Annotated in this window: 22 protein-coding genes; all 22 read left to right on the top strand. The window is 64.4% G+C overall.

Translation table 11 applies throughout. From position 1 onward, the window contains the following. Complete coding sequence (locus Q7J58_RS17695; RefSeq protein WP_304830831.1) at positions 1-891, top strand: hypothetical protein; 891 nt, start codon at positions 1-3, stop codon at positions 889-891. Positions 892-894: 3 nt separating this feature from the next. Beyond that, positions 895-1,164, top strand: a complete 270-nt coding sequence (locus Q7J58_RS17690) for a holin (protein ID WP_304830829.1) — start codon at positions 895-897, stop codon at positions 1,162-1,164. Beyond that, positions 1,164-1,673 carry a glycoside hydrolase family protein gene (locus Q7J58_RS17685; RefSeq protein WP_304830827.1) on the top strand — a complete coding sequence of 170 codons (510 nt, stop codon included), beginning with the start codon at positions 1,164-1,166 and terminating at the stop codon, positions 1,671-1,673. The genes Q7J58_RS17690 and Q7J58_RS17685 overlap by 1 nt, the downstream gene beginning before the upstream one ends. Then, complete coding sequence (locus Q7J58_RS17680) at positions 1,670-2,212, top strand: DUF2514 family protein (RefSeq protein ID WP_304830825.1); 543 nt, start codon at positions 1,670-1,672, stop codon at positions 2,210-2,212. The genes Q7J58_RS17685 and Q7J58_RS17680 overlap by 4 nt, the downstream gene beginning before the upstream one ends. After that, complete coding sequence (locus Q7J58_RS17675; protein ID WP_304830823.1) at positions 2,212-2,745, top strand: phage tail protein; 534 nt, start codon at positions 2,212-2,214, stop codon at positions 2,743-2,745. The genes Q7J58_RS17680 and Q7J58_RS17675 overlap by 1 nt, the downstream gene beginning before the upstream one ends. A 10-nt stretch (positions 2,746-2,755) precedes the next feature. Further along, positions 2,756-3,205 carry a phage virion morphogenesis protein gene (locus Q7J58_RS17670; RefSeq protein WP_304830821.1) on the top strand — a complete coding sequence of 150 codons (450 nt, stop codon included), beginning with the start codon at positions 2,756-2,758 and terminating at the stop codon, positions 3,203-3,205. 101 nt (positions 3,206-3,306) lie between these two features. Next, the gene (locus tag Q7J58_RS17665) at positions 3,307-3,921 is read left to right on the top strand and encodes a hypothetical protein (protein ID WP_304830820.1); all 615 of its coding nucleotides are present in this window, start codon (positions 3,307-3,309) and stop codon (positions 3,919-3,921) included. A 404-nt stretch (positions 3,922-4,325) separates the two neighbouring features. After that, positions 4,326-5,171: a hypothetical protein gene (locus Q7J58_RS17660; RefSeq protein WP_304830818.1), complete on the top strand. Its 846-nt coding sequence runs from the start codon at positions 4,326-4,328 to the stop codon at positions 5,169-5,171. 22 nt (positions 5,172-5,193) lie between these two features. Continuing rightward, entirely contained in the window at positions 5,194-5,538 is a 345-nt protein-coding gene (locus tag Q7J58_RS17655) for a hypothetical protein (protein ID WP_304830816.1), read from the top strand. Beyond that, entirely contained in the window at positions 5,535-5,978 is a 444-nt protein-coding gene (locus tag Q7J58_RS17650; protein WP_304830815.1) for a hypothetical protein, read from the top strand. The genes Q7J58_RS17655 and Q7J58_RS17650 overlap by 4 nt, the downstream gene beginning before the upstream one ends. Before the next feature lie 113 nt (positions 5,979-6,091). Continuing rightward, positions 6,092-6,628 (top strand): phage baseplate assembly protein V, encoded by a 537-nt coding sequence (locus tag Q7J58_RS17645; RefSeq protein WP_304830813.1) that lies wholly within the window; start codon positions 6,092-6,094, stop codon positions 6,626-6,628. Positions 6,629-6,633: 5 nt separating this feature from the next. Further along, positions 6,634-6,984, top strand: a complete 351-nt coding sequence (locus tag Q7J58_RS17640) for a GPW/gp25 family protein (protein ID WP_304830933.1) — start codon at positions 6,634-6,636, stop codon at positions 6,982-6,984. Beyond that, on the top strand, positions 6,981-7,877 hold the full coding sequence (locus tag Q7J58_RS17635) for a baseplate J/gp47 family protein (protein WP_304830811.1): 897 nt from the start codon (positions 6,981-6,983) through the stop codon (positions 7,875-7,877). Before Q7J58_RS17640 ends, Q7J58_RS17635 begins: the two co-directional genes overlap by 4 nt. Further along, on the top strand, positions 7,874-8,566 hold the full coding sequence (locus tag Q7J58_RS17630) for a phage tail protein I (RefSeq protein WP_304830809.1): 693 nt from the start codon (positions 7,874-7,876) through the stop codon (positions 8,564-8,566). The genes Q7J58_RS17635 and Q7J58_RS17630 overlap by 4 nt, the downstream gene beginning before the upstream one ends. Before the next feature lie 2 nt (positions 8,567-8,568). Then, positions 8,569-9,552 (top strand): phage tail protein, encoded by a 984-nt coding sequence (locus Q7J58_RS17625; RefSeq protein ID WP_304830807.1) that lies wholly within the window; start codon positions 8,569-8,571, stop codon positions 9,550-9,552. 218 nt (positions 9,553-9,770) lie between these two features. Next, the gene (locus Q7J58_RS17620; RefSeq protein ID WP_304830805.1) at positions 9,771-10,949 is read left to right on the top strand and encodes a phage tail sheath protein; all 1,179 of its coding nucleotides are present in this window, start codon (positions 9,771-9,773) and stop codon (positions 10,947-10,949) included. A gap of 56 nt (positions 10,950-11,005) precedes the next feature. Beyond that, positions 11,006-11,515: a phage major tail tube protein gene (locus Q7J58_RS17615; protein WP_304830803.1), complete on the top strand. Its 510-nt coding sequence runs from the start codon at positions 11,006-11,008 to the stop codon at positions 11,513-11,515. A 105-nt stretch (positions 11,516-11,620) separates the two neighbouring features. Continuing rightward, positions 11,621-11,905 carry a phage tail assembly protein gene (locus Q7J58_RS17610; RefSeq protein WP_304830801.1) on the top strand — a complete coding sequence of 95 codons (285 nt, stop codon included), beginning with the start codon at positions 11,621-11,623 and terminating at the stop codon, positions 11,903-11,905. An 8-nt stretch (positions 11,906-11,913) separates the two neighbouring features. Beyond that, the gene (locus Q7J58_RS17605) at positions 11,914-12,030 is read left to right on the top strand and encodes a GpE family phage tail protein (RefSeq protein ID WP_304830799.1); all 117 of its coding nucleotides are present in this window, start codon (positions 11,914-11,916) and stop codon (positions 12,028-12,030) included. A 15-nt stretch (positions 12,031-12,045) separates the two neighbouring features. Beyond that, positions 12,046-14,175 (top strand): tape measure protein, encoded by a 2,130-nt coding sequence (locus tag Q7J58_RS17600; RefSeq protein ID WP_304830797.1) that lies wholly within the window; start codon positions 12,046-12,048, stop codon positions 14,173-14,175. 14 nt (positions 14,176-14,189) lie between these two features. Then, positions 14,190-14,597 (top strand): phage tail protein, encoded by a 408-nt coding sequence (locus Q7J58_RS17595; RefSeq protein ID WP_304830795.1) that lies wholly within the window; start codon positions 14,190-14,192, stop codon positions 14,595-14,597. Beyond that, the gene (locus Q7J58_RS17590) at positions 14,594-15,592 is read left to right on the top strand and encodes a contractile injection system protein, VgrG/Pvc8 family (protein ID WP_304830793.1); all 999 of its coding nucleotides are present in this window, start codon (positions 14,594-14,596) and stop codon (positions 15,590-15,592) included. The genes Q7J58_RS17595 and Q7J58_RS17590 overlap by 4 nt, the downstream gene beginning before the upstream one ends. Positions 15,593-15,641: the final 49 nt, after the last annotated feature.

Raw genomic sequence — 15,641 nt, 5'->3', positions numbered from 1 at the left:
ATGGGAGCTACTTTTAATCCGACGTTGGCGGGAAATGCTGTTGCAAATGCACTGTCTCCCGTTGGGTTGACTGGATACAACGCTTCTTATGCTCAACTTTTCTCCGGTGCTCGACCGGCGGACCCCACCATCACCAGCGGCATCACCGCACTGAGCGCGGTAAAAACATTGCCCGTCGGCACATGGCTCGTGGCGTCCAACGGGGTTGCGGCGCTGGCTGCGCCAGTGGGTTTTACAGCCACCGCCACAGGTACAGTGTCGTTTGTCCGTTTTTATTACGGCAGCGGTACCGGTCCATTCCTTGACGTTGACGTCGGCCTGCTGGCATCTGGCGAGAAAGCCATTGTGAGCACGCTGTCAGCGGTCTCGGGCGAGACGGTCAGCCTGACCGACCTTCGGTTTCGGGTTGCCACCAGCGGCGACACCTGTGTCTCTCCAAGCGTTGCGAATGAGATCATCAACACCTGGGCAAAAAACATCTCAGCCACCGTGGCGAACGGATTCGGCCATCTCGCGGGCTTTTCAAAATACAACCTTGCCACGGCCTCAAATGACCGAACAGTCACAGTGGAAGCCTGGGACGGCCCAATCCCAGCCAACAGCACGGTCACCCCTGCAGGCACGAAGCTGTGGAGCAAATCGATTTCGGGCAATGAGCTGTTTGCAACGTCCGGCATGTCCGCCGCGCTGATTACAAACCAGACCGCCAACGCCATTGCAAGCGGAACCCCTACTTTCGTGCGAGCCACGAAAGCCGCTTACGACGTGATCCCCGCTACCTCTATGCAGGCGCCCGTATCTGCCCTCAACGGCGTGCAATTCGCCAAAGCCGAGATGGTCTCGGGTGTTTCCAACACGCTGACCAATTTCACGGTGACTTTCCAGGCTTGATAAATGAGCACCGAACACACAACCCAGGCCATCGAAGCCACCCTGGCCGCCACCGGCAGCAAGGCCACCTACACCGGCGCCGGCATGACCATCGGCGGCTGGGCGCTGTCCAACGAATTCGCTGTGTTGTTCGGCATGCTCATTGGCGTGCTGGGCCTGGCGGTCAACTGGTACTACAAGCACAAACTGACCATGGCCGAAATCAAGCTCAAAGAAGAGCAAGCCGCACGCGAGCGTGAAGTGCACGCGGCCAAGATGTCGGGGTATCTGTGATGCGCAGCCCACGAAACGCTATTGCTGCCCTTGCTTTCAGCGCCGCCGCGCTCATTGGCCTGGCCGTGTCCGAGGGCTACACCGATCAGGCCATCATCCCCACCAAAGGCGACGTGCCCACCTTGGGCTTTGGCACCACCACACGGCCAGACGGCACCGCCGTGCGCATGGGCGACAAGACCGACCCGGTGCAAGCCCTGCAGCGCAAGGCGCGCGACCTTGAGAAGTTCGAAGGCGCTCTGAAGGCCTGCGTGCGTGTGCCGCTGCACCAAGCCGAATACGACGTGTATGTCGATCACGCCTACAACATCGGGGCGGGCGCATTCTGCAGCAGCACCCTGGTGCGCAGGCTCAACGCCCAAGACTATGCCGGAGCGTGTGAAGCCATCCTGATGTGGCGCCGCGTGGGCGCTCAAGACTGCTCTGAGCCCGGCAACCGAATATGTTGGGGTTTGTGGGAGCGCCGCAAAGCCGCACACGCCAAGTGCATGGGGGCGCAACAACCATGAACCCGACAAAAATTCTTGACACGTTCATTACGGCGCTGTTTTTCGTGCTGGTCGGTGTGGCCCTGGTTGCTGCGCTCTTGCTGCAAGCCGAACAAAAGGCCCACCAGACCACCAAGCAGCGCCACGCGCAAGCCCTGGCCGAAGCCGAAGCGCAACGCGCCATAGAAGAAGCCACCCGCCGAAAAACCGAACAGGAACTCAACGATGCGCAAGCCGCCCACGCCGAAAAAAGCCGAGCCCTTCATCTCGATCTGGACCGCGCTCGCGCTGCTGCTCGTGCTGCTGATGTCGGGCTGCGCAGCGCCACCCAGGCCGCTGCCCAGCGGGCCCGTGAACAATGTGCAAATCCCACAACTCCCAACCTGGGCGCGCCAGCCAGCGACCCCATCGGCTTGCTCGCCGACGTGCTTGGACGCGCTGACGCAAGAGCGGAGCAACTGGCAGACATTGCTGACCAGCGAGGCGCCGCCGGCAGCGCCTGCGAGGCCGCTTACGACCGAGCCCACCAAGCCCTGAAAAAACTCAGCACGGACCCCTGATGTACAAACCCGCCAGCCTGCGCCGCCACCTGGCCGCCACCGTGCCAGACCTGCAGACCAACCCCGACAAGCTCAGCATCTTCGTGCGCCAGGGCCGCACCCTCTGCGCCGGTGGGGCCAGCCTCAGCTTCGAATACGCCTACACCGTCCAGGTCGTCGTGCTCGACTTTGCCGGTGAACCCGACCACATCATGCTGCCACTGCTTGTGTGGCTGCGCACCCACCAGCGTGAGTACTTCGACAACCCAGAAACCAGAGCGCAAGCCCTGCGTTTCGAAGCTGAATACCTCAATGCCAGCACGCTAGACCTCACCATCGAGCTGGACCTGACCGAGCGCGTGGCAGTGGCGGTGCAAGACCCCGACGACCACGACGCCCCGGGCCGGTTTACCTTGCAACACCTGGGCGAGCCGCCCGCCGTGGACCACATCGACCTGCCGGGCGTGTGGGAGCTTTACGACCGCGAAACGCTGGTGGCCACCTGGACCACCAGCCCGCTCGACACCGACCACGCCCCGCGCCTGGCCAGCTGACAAAACACAGATGGACCCCTTTGAACAGCTGGAAGACTGGGCCGCGCCCCTGCTGGCCAAGCTGCAGCCCGCGGCACAGCGCGCCCTGTTGCGCCAAGTGGCCCGAGAGCTGCGCGCCAGCCAGGCCCAGCGCATTGCCCGCCAGCAAAACCCCGACGGCACCGCCTTCGAACCCCGCAAGCCCCAGCGCGACACGCGCAAAGGCAGCACCAAGGCCCGCGCCATGTTCGGCAAAATCCGCCTGGTGAAGCACCTGCGCACCCTACCCGAGCCCGAGGGCGCCGCCGTGGGCTTCACCGGCCGCGCTGCCCGCATTGCGCAGGTGCACCAAGATGGCCTGCGCGACCGCGTGAGCCGCACCGGCCCCGAGGCGCAATACCCCGAGCGCAAGCTGTTGGGCTTTTCAGAAGCCGACATTGACCGCGTGCGCACCACCCTGCTCAACGCGCTGGCAGCTTAGCCTCTCATGTCATAGGCGCGCATACACGGCGCCGCGCTGGCTTCGCGCGAGGCCCCGGGGCACAGTGGGGCACACATCAATAAGCCCCTACCCCCATTGCCATGACGCTACAAACCCTGCTCGCCTCCGGCACTGCGGCCGCCAGCTCCGCCGAACAATCTGTGCCGCAGCGAGCACAACACACCCTGGTCATGACCGGGCGCGGCCGCGTGATCGTGGAAACCCGCGTAGCCGAAGGCGCCTACGTCGCCACCGGGGAGCTGTCGGTCAACAAGCCGCTCATGCACATTGCCGGCGGCCCGCTGACCTACCGCGTGCGCCGCCTGGCCGCATTTGCGCCGATTGGCACGGCCGCAGAGCCAGACAGCTGTGGCGTGGTTTTGTATGCAGAGGCGGAGGAAATTGCAATCCCAACCGAGCCGCTTGGACGCCTGGGTCTGGCACACCAGATCACGGCAGGCGCAGCCGCCAGCACGTCTCTGGCATTGTCGGCCGGTGTGACTCGGCTGCGTATTTCAGTGCGAAATGCCAATTGCCGCATCGCCATTGGCACGGGAAGCCAGACCGCTACCAACACGTCGGGCGCCAGCACAAGCCACTTTTTGCAAGCTGACACCAGCATGGACGTGGCCTGCCTTGCCGGCAGTCAGATCAGCGTCATCCGGGGCACCGATCAGACGGTGGATGGCATCGTGCATGTGTCGGAGCTGATCTGATGCAGCTCAGTTCGACACGAGTGAGCGCGGGCCGCGCATCGGCCAGCGGGCCATCGCTTGAGTCTCTTGCCTTGGCAGCGATCCGGCGCAACAACGGGTCACTGTGGGGCTTACCTGCGAGCAATGCGGGGCTTTTTACCGACTCAGCAGGCACGACGCCTGCGACGGCTGTGGGTGATGTACTCGGGCTTGTGACGGACCGGGCATACGGGAGCGGCGGGCTAGGGCCTGAGTTGGTTAGTAATGGGCATTTCGACCTGGGTGTTGTGGGCTGGACAGCCGGGCGCTCGGCTCTGTTGGCTCATTCCAGCGGGCGACTCCGCGTTACGAACGGAGGTGGCATTACTTCAGGCGGTGCTGATGCCCCGATTACCTGCGAGGTTGGCAAAACGTATCGAGTAGCGATGCAAATTGCAAACGTCTCTACAGGGAGGGTCGGTTTTTTTCGGGTGGCAGACAAAAACTTGTCCACGGCAGGCGTCAATGATTTTCGGGTGTCGGTTCAACTTCGACCGGTCGGCGTATACACAGCAATATTCACGGCGACACAAACTCAGCATTTTGTTTTTGCGCAAGTGGACGGCGGCAACAATGGGGAATGGGTGGAGTTCGACAACTTCTCCGTCCGCGAAGTTCTTGGCAACCAAGCAACTCAACCAACAACAGCAAGCAAGCCTGTGATTGCGGCCCTGCCGAACGGCAAGCGGGCAATGAAATTCGACGGGTCCAATGACCTGCTGAATCTCGGGCCGGGCGCCGTGCTGTCAAATGCAAGCAATCACTGGGTGTGCGCGGCTTTTATTTTGGACACGCTTCCAGGCACCGGGCAGCTCTTGAGCATTTACTCGTCAAGTAATACTGGTAACGATGCTGTTTTGGCGCCGTACTTATATTTAAGAGACGATCGGTTGCTTGTAGCAACGTGGCGAGATCAGGCTCTTGTTGAGGCGACAGTAACAGCAGGCTCGGGAAATATCACACCCGGATTGCCATATGTCGCTTACGCGTACAAATCTGGTACGACACATGGGCTAAGACTTAATGGTGTTGTTAGAGGTGAAATCACCCGGTCTTTAGGCGGTGGAACAACAAACACAGCAAACATCGGCATGATCGTGCGATCCGCAACGACTAACCCGTTTAACGGCAAATTAATCGCCGCATCGGGTCAATCCACCCTCTCCGACACCGACCGCAGCACGATTGAGCGCTATCTCGCCCAGCAAATCGGCGCGCAGTACCTCGGATAAAGCCATGAGATACACCCACCGCTTGACGATCACAATCCCCGCCGCGCTGTACTCCGTGGCGTGCGCCATCGCCCGCAGCTTGGACCCCGACACCGGTGGATCCGAAAGCTTTGGCGGGCAACTGCAGGGCGATCCGCCCGCTGTGCCAGAGACGTACAGCACCACAACGCCGTGTACTGCCGAATTTGCTCAGCAGGCGCTGGCGATGGTTGGCAACCCGGCGATGTTGAACGCCGTCGTGTCTGCTGATTACGCAGAGAGATGGCCTGACCTGACCCCGCCGACGCTGGCCGACTGCGAGGCGTTTTGTGCCGATGCGGTTTTGAGCGATGGCACGCCGGTGGAGCAACTCGGAGCCGACGAATGACCAAGACCCTGACCCCCGACGGCCTGATGGTGCTGTCTGTGCTGGCTGTGGCTGCGCTGTGCACGCTGCTGTGGATTTTTGCCCGGGCGCGGCGCCATGGCGGTGTGGCCGAGGTGCCGAGCTGGTTGATGTTTGGCTGGGATGGCGCGGCGTGGAGCCCTGGGGTGATCGTGATCAACCGGGACGCCCGCAACAAGCCCGCGCTGCTGGCGCACGAGCGCTGCCACCAGGCGCAGCAGCGCCGCGACGGGCTGTTGCGGTTCTGGTGGCGTTACCTGACCCGCCGACAGGCGCGGCTGGCCTACGAGGTGGAGGCGTACCGCGTGTGGCTGGATGTGTCGCCCGGTGACCGCTGGAGGGTGCTGCACATCCTGGGCAACAGCTACGGCTTTGGCCTGACGACGGCGCAGGCCGAGGCGCTGTTGGAGTCGGCGGGATAGAAAAACCATTGATGCGCGCCATTCAACCCACCACCATCACCCCCGTGTAAGCCCCCACGCCACACGCCCACAAACTCGCCTCGCGCGAGCGCAAGCGGCACAGTAAGCGCACTGTGTCCAACAACCCCGAACTCACCCTGAACGAACTGCTGCGGCGGCTGGAAAACGCCATCCGTCCGGGCACCATTGCCGAAGTGGACCACACGGCCGCCCGGGTGCGCGTGCAGTCTGGCGAGCTGCTCACGGACTGGCGCCCTTGGTTCGAAACCCGCGCCGGCAACGTGCGCACCTGGTGCCCGCCCAGCGTGGGCGAACAGTGCTTGGTGCTCTCCCCCGGTGGCGACATGGCCGCTGGCTGGGTGCTGGTGGGCGCCCCCAGCACCGCCAACCCCACCCCCAGCAGCTCGCCCAACGTGCACCGCACCCTGTACCCCGACGGCACCGTGATCGACTACGACCACGCCGCCCACAGCCTCGACATCGTGCTGACCGCAGGCAGTGCCGCCGGCATCACGGCCGACAGCATCACGCTGCATGGCGCGGTCGCGGTCATCGGCCCCAGCCTGACGCACAACGGCATCAACGTGGGCAGCACCCACGCCCACAGCGGCACCACCCCCGGCCCCGCCAACACCGGAGGCCCCGCATGATCGGCATGCACCGCACCACCGGGCAAGCCGTGGACGGGCTTGACCACCTGAACCAGTCCATCGTGGACATACTCACCACCCCGCTGGGAAGCCGCGTGATGCGCCGCGACTACGGCAGCTTGCTGCCCGAGCTGATCGACCAGCCCGACAACGGCGCCACCCGGCTGCGCGTGTACGCCGCCACAGCCAGCGCCCTGATGCGCTGGGAACCCCGCTTGCGCCTGATTCGTGTGGCGCTGCAAACGGGCGTTCGGCATGGCCAGGTGGTGCTCGACATTGACGGCTTTTACGCCACACCCGCTGGCGACCAGCCCGTGGGCCTGCAGGTAGACCTGAGCAACACCGCCGCCGCATGAACCACCCGAACACCCCCATTGACTTGACGCTTTTACCGGCGCCCCAGGTCATTGAACCGCTGGACTTTGAAATCATTTTCGGCAGCATGCTGGCGGATCTGCAAGCCCGCGACCCCACCTTTTCCGCGCTGCTGGAGTCCGACCCGGCATTCAAAATTTTGCAGGTGTGCGCCTACCGCGAGCTGCTGCTGCGCGAGCGCGTCAACAGCGCAGCGCGCGCCGTGATGCTGGCCTACGCCACGGACACCGACCTGGACCAGATCGCCGCAAACTACGGCGTGGCGCGCCTGGTAGTGACCCCCGCAAACCCCGCCGCAACCCCGCCCACCGATGCGGTGTACGAGGCCGACGACGACTTTCGCGCCCGCGTGCTGCTCTCGCTGGAGAGCTACACCACCGCCGGGAGCCGGGGCGCCTACAAATACCACGCGCTGAGCGTGTCCGGCGCCATCAAAGACGTGGGCGTCAGCAGCCTGGCGCCGGGCACGGTGAATGTGGCGGTGCTCACGCACACCGGCAGCGGGGCAGCGTCCGCGCCCATCCTCGCCGCCGTAACGCTGGCCCTGAGCGCCGACACCGTGCGCCCGCTGTGCGACACCGTGGTGGTGCAGTCCGCCGAGGTGGTGAGCTACAGCGTTGACGCCACGCTCGACGTGTATCCCGGCGCCGGGCAGGCGGCCATTGAAGCCGCTGCCCTGGCCGCGCTGGACGCCTACACCGCCGCGCAGCACCGCATGGGCCTGGGCGCGAGCCGCTCCGGTATCATCGCCGCGCTGCACCGCTCTGGCGTGCACCGCGTCACGCTCACCACCCCGGCTGCTGACGTGGATTGCACCTGGGCGCAAGCCGCGTGGTGCACCGGGCGCGCCCTCACGCTGCAGGAAATCGCATGACAACGGTGTCCGCCGAAGCCGCCCTGGCGCTGGGTGCCGCCCTGCTGCCGAGCTTGCCCGAACCCCTGCGCAGCCTGTGGCAGCGCATGATGCTGGAGGCCGGGCGCCTTCTGCGCTCTGCAGATGCGGGCGAAACCCTGCTGCCGCGCAACGCCACCGCCACCGAACTGCGCCTGGAGCAAAGCACGAAACGGATGGGCAACCTGCCCACCCCGCTGCGGGAACTCTGGAACCCCAACACCTGCCCCCAAACCCTGCTGCCCTGGCTGGCCTGGGCGTTTCAAATCGACGTGTGGGACGCCAACTGGTCAGAAGCCACACAGCGCCAGGCCGTGCGCGGCGCCATTGACGTGCACCGGCGCAAGGGCACGCCCTGGGCCATTCGCCGGGCGCTTGAAAACGCGGGCTATGGCGATGCTGTTTTGCAAGAGGGTGACGCCACCCAGCTGCACGATGGAACGCTGGACCACGACGGCGAAGCCGAATACATCGGAGATCTGGACTGGGCGAATTACCGCGTGATGCTGGCCCAGCCCATCACCAACGCACAAGCCGCCCAGGTGCGGCAGATCATGGGCTTTGTGGCCCCTGTGCGCTGCCACCTGGTGGGCCTAGTTTTCACCGAAATTGCCAACATTCACAACGCCAGTGCCCGCTACGACGGCACCTACAACCACGGAACCGCATAAAAATGGCCAACCTGCCCGAAACCGCCACCTGGGACGCTGGCGTCTACCAGATCGAGACCACAGACCCCGTGCTCGGAGGCCCCACGGGGGTGACCAACGCGCCGCTGAAGAACTTGGCCAACCGCACGGCGTATCTGAAAGAAGCCGTGGACACGCTGGGCACCCAAAAAGCGCCCCTCGCCTCCCCGGTTTTCACTGGCGCACCCACAGCGCCCACCGCCGCGCCAGGCACCAACACCACCCAGCTGTCCACCACCGCCTTTGTGCTCACGGCGGTGGCTGCAGCGGTGGCCACGCTGGTCACCAGCGTGGCTGGCCGCACGGGTGCCGTGGTCTTGACGGTGGCCGACGTGGCGGGCGCAGCTCCGCTGGCCAGCCCTGCTTTCAGCGGCGCACCCACTGCGCCCACGGCAGCGCCAGGATCCAGCAACACCCAACTGGCCACCACGTCGTTTGTGCAAGCGGCGGCCACCATGGCCGCGCCTTCGGCCATGGTGGCGCACTTTGCCCGCGCAACGCCTCCGGCTGGGTGGCTAAAGGCAGACGGCAGCGCCGTCAGCCGCACATTTTTTGCAGCCTTGTTTTCGGCAATTGGCACCACCTTCGGCATTGGAGATGGCTCAACCACCTTCAACCTACCCGACCTACGCGGCGAGTTCCTTCGCGGTTGGGATGATGGTCGAGGTCTGGACGTGGGGCGCTCGTTCGGCACAGTGCAGGGCAGCCAAAACTTATCCCACAACCACGGCGGCGCGACCCCAGCAGCCGGGGAACATACGCACACCGCCACAACAAACTTCGGATCCACCCCATCTATCAACCAGCCTTACCGGCTGCTGGGAGACGATGGCGCATTCGACAACATCGTCAATAGCTCGACGCCAGGCGTTAACTCGGCTGGAGAACACCAGCACGGCATTCCGGTGGACGGCGGAAGTGAGGCACGCCCCCGCAACATCACTCTGCTCGCCTGCATCAAATTTTGAGACACACACACATGCAAGCCTACCAATACACCCCAGCAGGCATCTACGCTGGCACCCGACGTGGCCGCGCTGCTGATCAACGCCACCCATTGACAAACCCCGCAATGTAAGAGCGCGGCACACACGGCGCCGCGCTCGCCTCGCGCGAGAGATGCCCCGACACTTGCACAGCAGGCTCACACAGCAGCCACCGCCCACCAGCCAAGGACCCCACCTCTATGTCGCTCGACCAGTACCACCACGGCGTTCGCGTTGTCGAAATCACCGAGGGCACCCGCCCCATTCGCACCATTGCCACCGCCATCATCGGCCTGGTGGCCACAGGCCCGGCGGCTGACGCGGACGCGTTCCCGCTCAACACCCCGGTGTTGGTCACCGACGTGTACGCCGCCATCGGCAAAGCCGGCGCCACCGGCACGCTGGGTAAAACGCTCACCGCCATCAGCCAGCAAACCCGCCCGGTGATCGTGGTGGTGCGCGTGGAGTCCGGGGTAGACGACGCAGCCACCACCACCAACGTGATCGGCACGGTGCTCGGCACCGGCCAGCGCACCGGCCTCAAGGCCCTGCTCAGTGCGCAGGCCATGCTGGGTGTAAAACCCCGCATCTTGGGCGCCCCGGGCCTGGACTCGCCCGCTGTGGCCGCCGAGCTGGCCAGCGTGGCGCTGCAGCTGCGCGCCGTGGCTTACGCCAGCTGCTGGGAATGCGACACGGTGGCCGAAGCCCTGGCCTACCGGGCCGACTTTGGTGCCCGTGAGCTCATGCTCATTCACCCCAACTTCCAAAGCTGGGACACCGTGGACAGCGCCCCCGCAGAAGCGCCCGCCGTGGCCTATGCCCTGGGCCTGCGCGCCAAGATCGACTTCGAAACCGGCTGGCACAAGACCATCAGCAACGTCGCCGTGAATGGCGTGACGGGGATCAGCAAAAGCATCTTCTGGGACCTGCAAAGCAGCGCGACCGACGCGGGCCTGCTCAACGAAGACGGCATCACCACGCTGATCAACGCCCAGGGCTTCAAGTTCTGGGGTTCGCGCACCTGCTCTGACGAACCGCTCTTCTCGTTTGAGAGCTCGGTGCGCACCGCGCAGGTCCTGGCCGACAGCATCGCCGAAGCCCACATGTGGGCCAACGACAAGCCGCTGCACCCGTCCATCGTGAAAGACATTTTGGAAGGCGTGAACGCCAAAATGCGCGAGCTGAAAACGCTGGGCTACATCCTCGACGGCGCAGCCTGGTACGACGAAACCATCAACACCGCCGACCGCCTGAAAGAAGGCAAGCTGGTCATTGACTACGACTACACGCCCATTCCCCCGCTTGAAGATCTGGCCTTCCGCCAGCGCATCACCGACCGGTATTACGCCGAGTTCGCCGCCCGCGTGAACGCCGCCTGAGCGGCCACACCACCCGCGCCCACCCCACACCGCACCCCACCGCATAGAGGCCCCCCATGGCACTGCCCAAAAAGCTCAAGAACTTCAACCTGTTTGTGAACGGCCTCAGCTACGCCGGGCTGGTGCCCGAGGTGACCCTGCCCAAGCTGACCCGCAAAACCGAGGACTACCAGGCCGGCGGCATGCAAGGCCCGGTGAAACAGGCGCTGGGCATGGAAGGCCTGGAAATGCAGTGGACCATGGGCGGCTTCGACCGCGAAACCCTGGCCCAGTGGGGTGTGACCACCGTGGCCGGGCTGCTGCTGCGCTTTGCCGGCGCCTTGCAGCAAGACGACACCGGAGCCATCACCGCGCTGGAAGTGGTGGTGCGCGGCTACCACACCGAAATGGACCCCGGCACCGCCAAGGCTGGCGACAAGACCGAGATCAAGATCACCAGCGCGCTCAGCTACTACAAGGTCTCAATGAACGGCGTGACGGTGATCGAGATCGACATGGTCAACAGCGTGTACGTGGTCAACGGCAAAGACTTGGCGGCAGCCGAGCGCCTGGCGCTGGGCCTGTAACGCCATCACAACCCAGCCCACGCAACGAATAACCCCCCGCGAAGCGTCGACCCCCGCCGGGCCATGAGTTCCCGGCGGGTGCGAGAAGCCAAAAAACACCGCACCATGCCCACCATCCACCTCGACACCCCCATTCGGCGCGATGGCCAGACCATCGCCGTCATCGAACTGCGCAAACCCGCCGCCGGCGAGCTGCGCGGCTTGTCCATGCTTGCCCTGCTGCAGATGGACGTGGACGCCATCGCCACGCTGCTGCCCCGCATCAGCACCCCCACCGTGAGCAAGCCCGAGGCCCTGCAAATGGACCCCGCCGATCTGCTGGCTGTGGGGGTTGAGGTAGCGGGTTTTTTGCAGCAGAAAGCCGAGACCACGGCCTACCCGCCGCAGTAGAAGACGCCATGGCCGACGTGGCCATCGTTTTTCACTGGCGCCCCGCAGACATGGACCCCATGAGCCTGGGTGAACTGATGCAGTGGCGCGAACAGGCCCGGGTGCGCCACCAGCCCGAAGAATAAGGACACCGCACCACCATGGCCGACCTGAAACTCAAAGTCATCATGGATCTGGCCGACAAAGCGGCCGGCCCATTGCGCAACATCACACGCGGCAGCAAAGAAGCCGCCCAGGCCCTCAAGGCCGCGCGCGACACCGTGAAAGCGCTCAACGACCAGCAGCGCAAGGTGGACGGCTTCCAGAAACAGCAAGCCGCCCTGAAAGCCGCCAGCACTCAGACCAAGGTGCTGCAACAAAACGTGGACGCCCTCACCCGCGCCCACGGCGCCAACACCCCGCAGGTGAAGGCGGCAGAGAAGGCGCTGGCCAAGGCCACCACCGAGTTCAAAAAACAGCGAGACGCCGCCCTGCGGCTGCGCAGCGAGCTGAACAAAGCAGGTATTGGCAATTTGGCCGAAGCGCAAGCCCGCATCACCCGCGAAACCGCCGCAGCCACCGCGCAGATTGAGCGGCAGACCAACCGGCTCAAGGCTGCAGGCGGCATGCAGCGCCTGGGCTTGGGCGACAACCTGCAACGCATTGGCGACAAGGTGAGCCAGCTGCGCAACCAAGCCGCCGTGGGCCTGGCCGCTGGTGGTTATGCGTTCAAACGGTTCTTTTTGGATGTGGCCGCAGACTTTGAGCGATTTGAGGGCGCGCTGACAACCATTGAGGGTTCTTCGACCAAAGCCAAAGAGTCGATGGCGTGGGTTCAGAACTTCGCGGCCACCACCCCCTATCAACTGGCAGAAGTCACTGAGGCTTTTATCAAGCTGAAGGCCCGAGGGTTCGACCCAAAAAACGGCGCCCTTGCCACGCTTGGTGACACCGCTTCTGCACTCCAGCTTAGTGGCGGTGTGCTTCAGGCTGTTGAGGCCTTGGCAGACGCGGTGAACGGCGAGGGTGAGCGACTTAAAGAAGCCTTCAACATCACCCAGTCCGTGAAGGGTGACGAAATCACCTACTTCTACAAGGATTTGAAAACCGGCGCGGATATGAGCGCGACAGCCAACAAAAGGAACCGCACAGAAATCGAAAAGACGCTGACCACCATTCTCCGTGGGCAATTCGGTGGGGCCATGGTCCAGCAGTCCAAAACCTGGGCTGGAATGATGTCGAACATGGCCGACCAGTGGACTCGGTTCACCAACACGGTGATGTCGGCGGGGTTGTTCGATTTCATGAAGAACAAGCTGAGCGGCCTGCTGGCCACACTGGACCGCATGGCCGCCAATGGCCAGCTGCAGGCATGGGCAGAAAAAACCGGCGCAGCTTTCATGCTGGTGGCTGAAAACACCTGGGCATTTTTTGAAGGCATCCGCGCCGTGCTGACGCGCCTGGCCGACTTTGTGGGCGGCTGGAAGAACCTGGGCATCATCTTGGTGGCCTTGAAACTGTTGCCGCTGGTGTTGCTGCTGGGCCAGCTGGGCATGGCGCTGGCCGTGGGCGCCAAGCTGGCGCTGCTGTTTGCCACCGGCACCGCCACCGCAGGCGCCGCCCTGGGCGTGGTGGGCACCGCGCTGGCCAGCGTGGGGCGGCTTCTTTTGCTCAACCCTTTGTATTTAAAAATCGCCTTTATTGCCGGAATTGCGCTGCTGATCTACAAGAACTGGGCAGGAATCAGCAGCTTCTTCAAAAACATGTTTTCTGAAATCCATTTGGGCGCCAGCTTCTTGTTGACAGCGTTCACCGATCTAGGTGGGCAAATGATGCGAGGCTTAGTCTACGGAATCGGTACTGGTGCTTCGTGGGTGCGCGACGCCATTGGCAAGGCCGCCGATTCGGCCATCGGCTACTTCCGAGAGAAGCTGGGCATCAAAAGCCCCAGCCGCGTGTTCATGGCCGCCGGGCACCACGTGGGCGAAGGCGCCGCCATCGGCATCAGCCGCAGCGCAGCCCTGGTGCAACGCGCATCCGCAGGCCTCACCGCCGCCGCCCTGGTGCCCGGCATGGCCATGGCCGGCGCCCGCATTGACGCCCGCCCACCGCTGGGCGCAGGCGCCAGCAGCGCGCCCACCATGGTGCAGGGCGACACCATCACCATCCACGTGAGCGCCGCCCCGGGCCAAGACCCCCAAAGCCTGGCCCGCGCCATTGCCGCCGAGCTCGACCGCCGCGCCAGCGCCAAGCAAGCCCGCGCCCGCGGCTCACTCACCGACATCAACTGAGAGTCCCCCGCACCATGCTCATGGCACTTGGTCAATTCGTGTTCAGCCTGAAGACCCTGGCATTCCAGAGCCTGCAGCGCCAAACCGCCTGGCGCCACGCGCAAAACAGCCGGGTAGGCGCCCGCGCCGCCAGCCAGTTCCTGGGCCCGGGTGACGACACCATCACCCTACCCGGCGTTGTGCTGCCTGAGTTCGGTAACCGCATCAGCCTGGACGAACTGCACACCATGGCCGACGCTGGCCAGCCCCTGGCGCTGGTGGACGGAACGGGCCGGGTGTATGGCCAGTGGGTCATCACCGACAAGACCGAAACTGGAAGCCACTTCACCACACTGGGCCAGCCCAAGCGCATCGAATTCAGCCTGAGCCTGCGCCGGGTTGACGACAACATTGTGGACAGCCGCACCGCCCCCACGCCATGACCCCCACCAGCAACCACACCACCCCGGCCTACCGCCTGGTGGTGGACGGCAAAGACATCACCCCCACCGTGCGCGCCCTGCTGGTGGGCTTGAGCCTGACCGAAGCGCGCGGCGACGATGCCGACACGCTGGACCTGAGCCTGAGCGACCACGACGGCGCGCTGGCCCTGCCACCCAAGGGCGCCATCATCACCCTGGCGCTGGGCTGGCTGGGGCAGGCGCTGGTGGACAAAGGCACCTTCAAGGTGGACGAAGTGGAGCACGGAGGCGCGCCCGATGTGCTCACCATTCGCGCCCGCGCCGCAGACCTGAGCGCGCAGCTGCGCAACCGGCGAGACCAGAGCTGGCACGCCAAAACGCTGGGCGACATTGTGAACACCATCGCCCAGCGCAACAGCCTGACGCCGCGCGTGGCGCCAGCGCTGGCCAGCCGCGCCATTGCGCACATTGACCAGACCAACGAGAGCGACATTGCCTTTCTCACCCGCCTGGCGCAGCGCTTTGACGCGGTGGCCACCGTGAAGGCCGGGTGCCTGCTGTGTTTGCCAAAAGGCAGCAACACCACCGCCAGCGGCAAAACCCTGCCCACCATCACCCTCACCCGCGCCAGCGGCGACCGCCACAGCTACAAAACCGCCGACCGCGACAGCTACACCGGCGTGGTGGCCTACTGGCACGACGGCGCGCAAGCCAACCGCAAGAGCGAGGCCGTGGGCACCCGGGTGAACGCCAAAACGCTGAAAGACACCTACGCCAACGCCGCCGACGCCCAGCAAGCCGCCCAGGCAGCATGGCAGCGCATACAGCGCGGCTTAGCCACCATGACCCTCATGCTGGCCCAAGCCAACCCGGCCCTGGTGCCCGAAACCCCGGCGCGGGTGAGCGGCTTCAAGCGAGAGATTGACGGCACCGACTGGTGTGTGGTGCGCGTGAGCAGCCATCTGGATGAGAGCGGGTACACGCAGGGCGTGGAGATGGAGCTGGGTGGGGTTTGAGTTTCCGAACATTTACGTAAGCAAACGCGGCCCGGCCGCTTCCATCAGA

This window comes from Hydrogenophaga sp. (assembly GCF_030656115.1).
GTDB lineage: Bacteria > Pseudomonadota > Gammaproteobacteria > Burkholderiales > Burkholderiaceae_C > Hydrogenophaga.
Note: the sequence above shows the minus strand (reverse complement) of the source record. Positions and strands in the feature narration are given on the sequence as shown.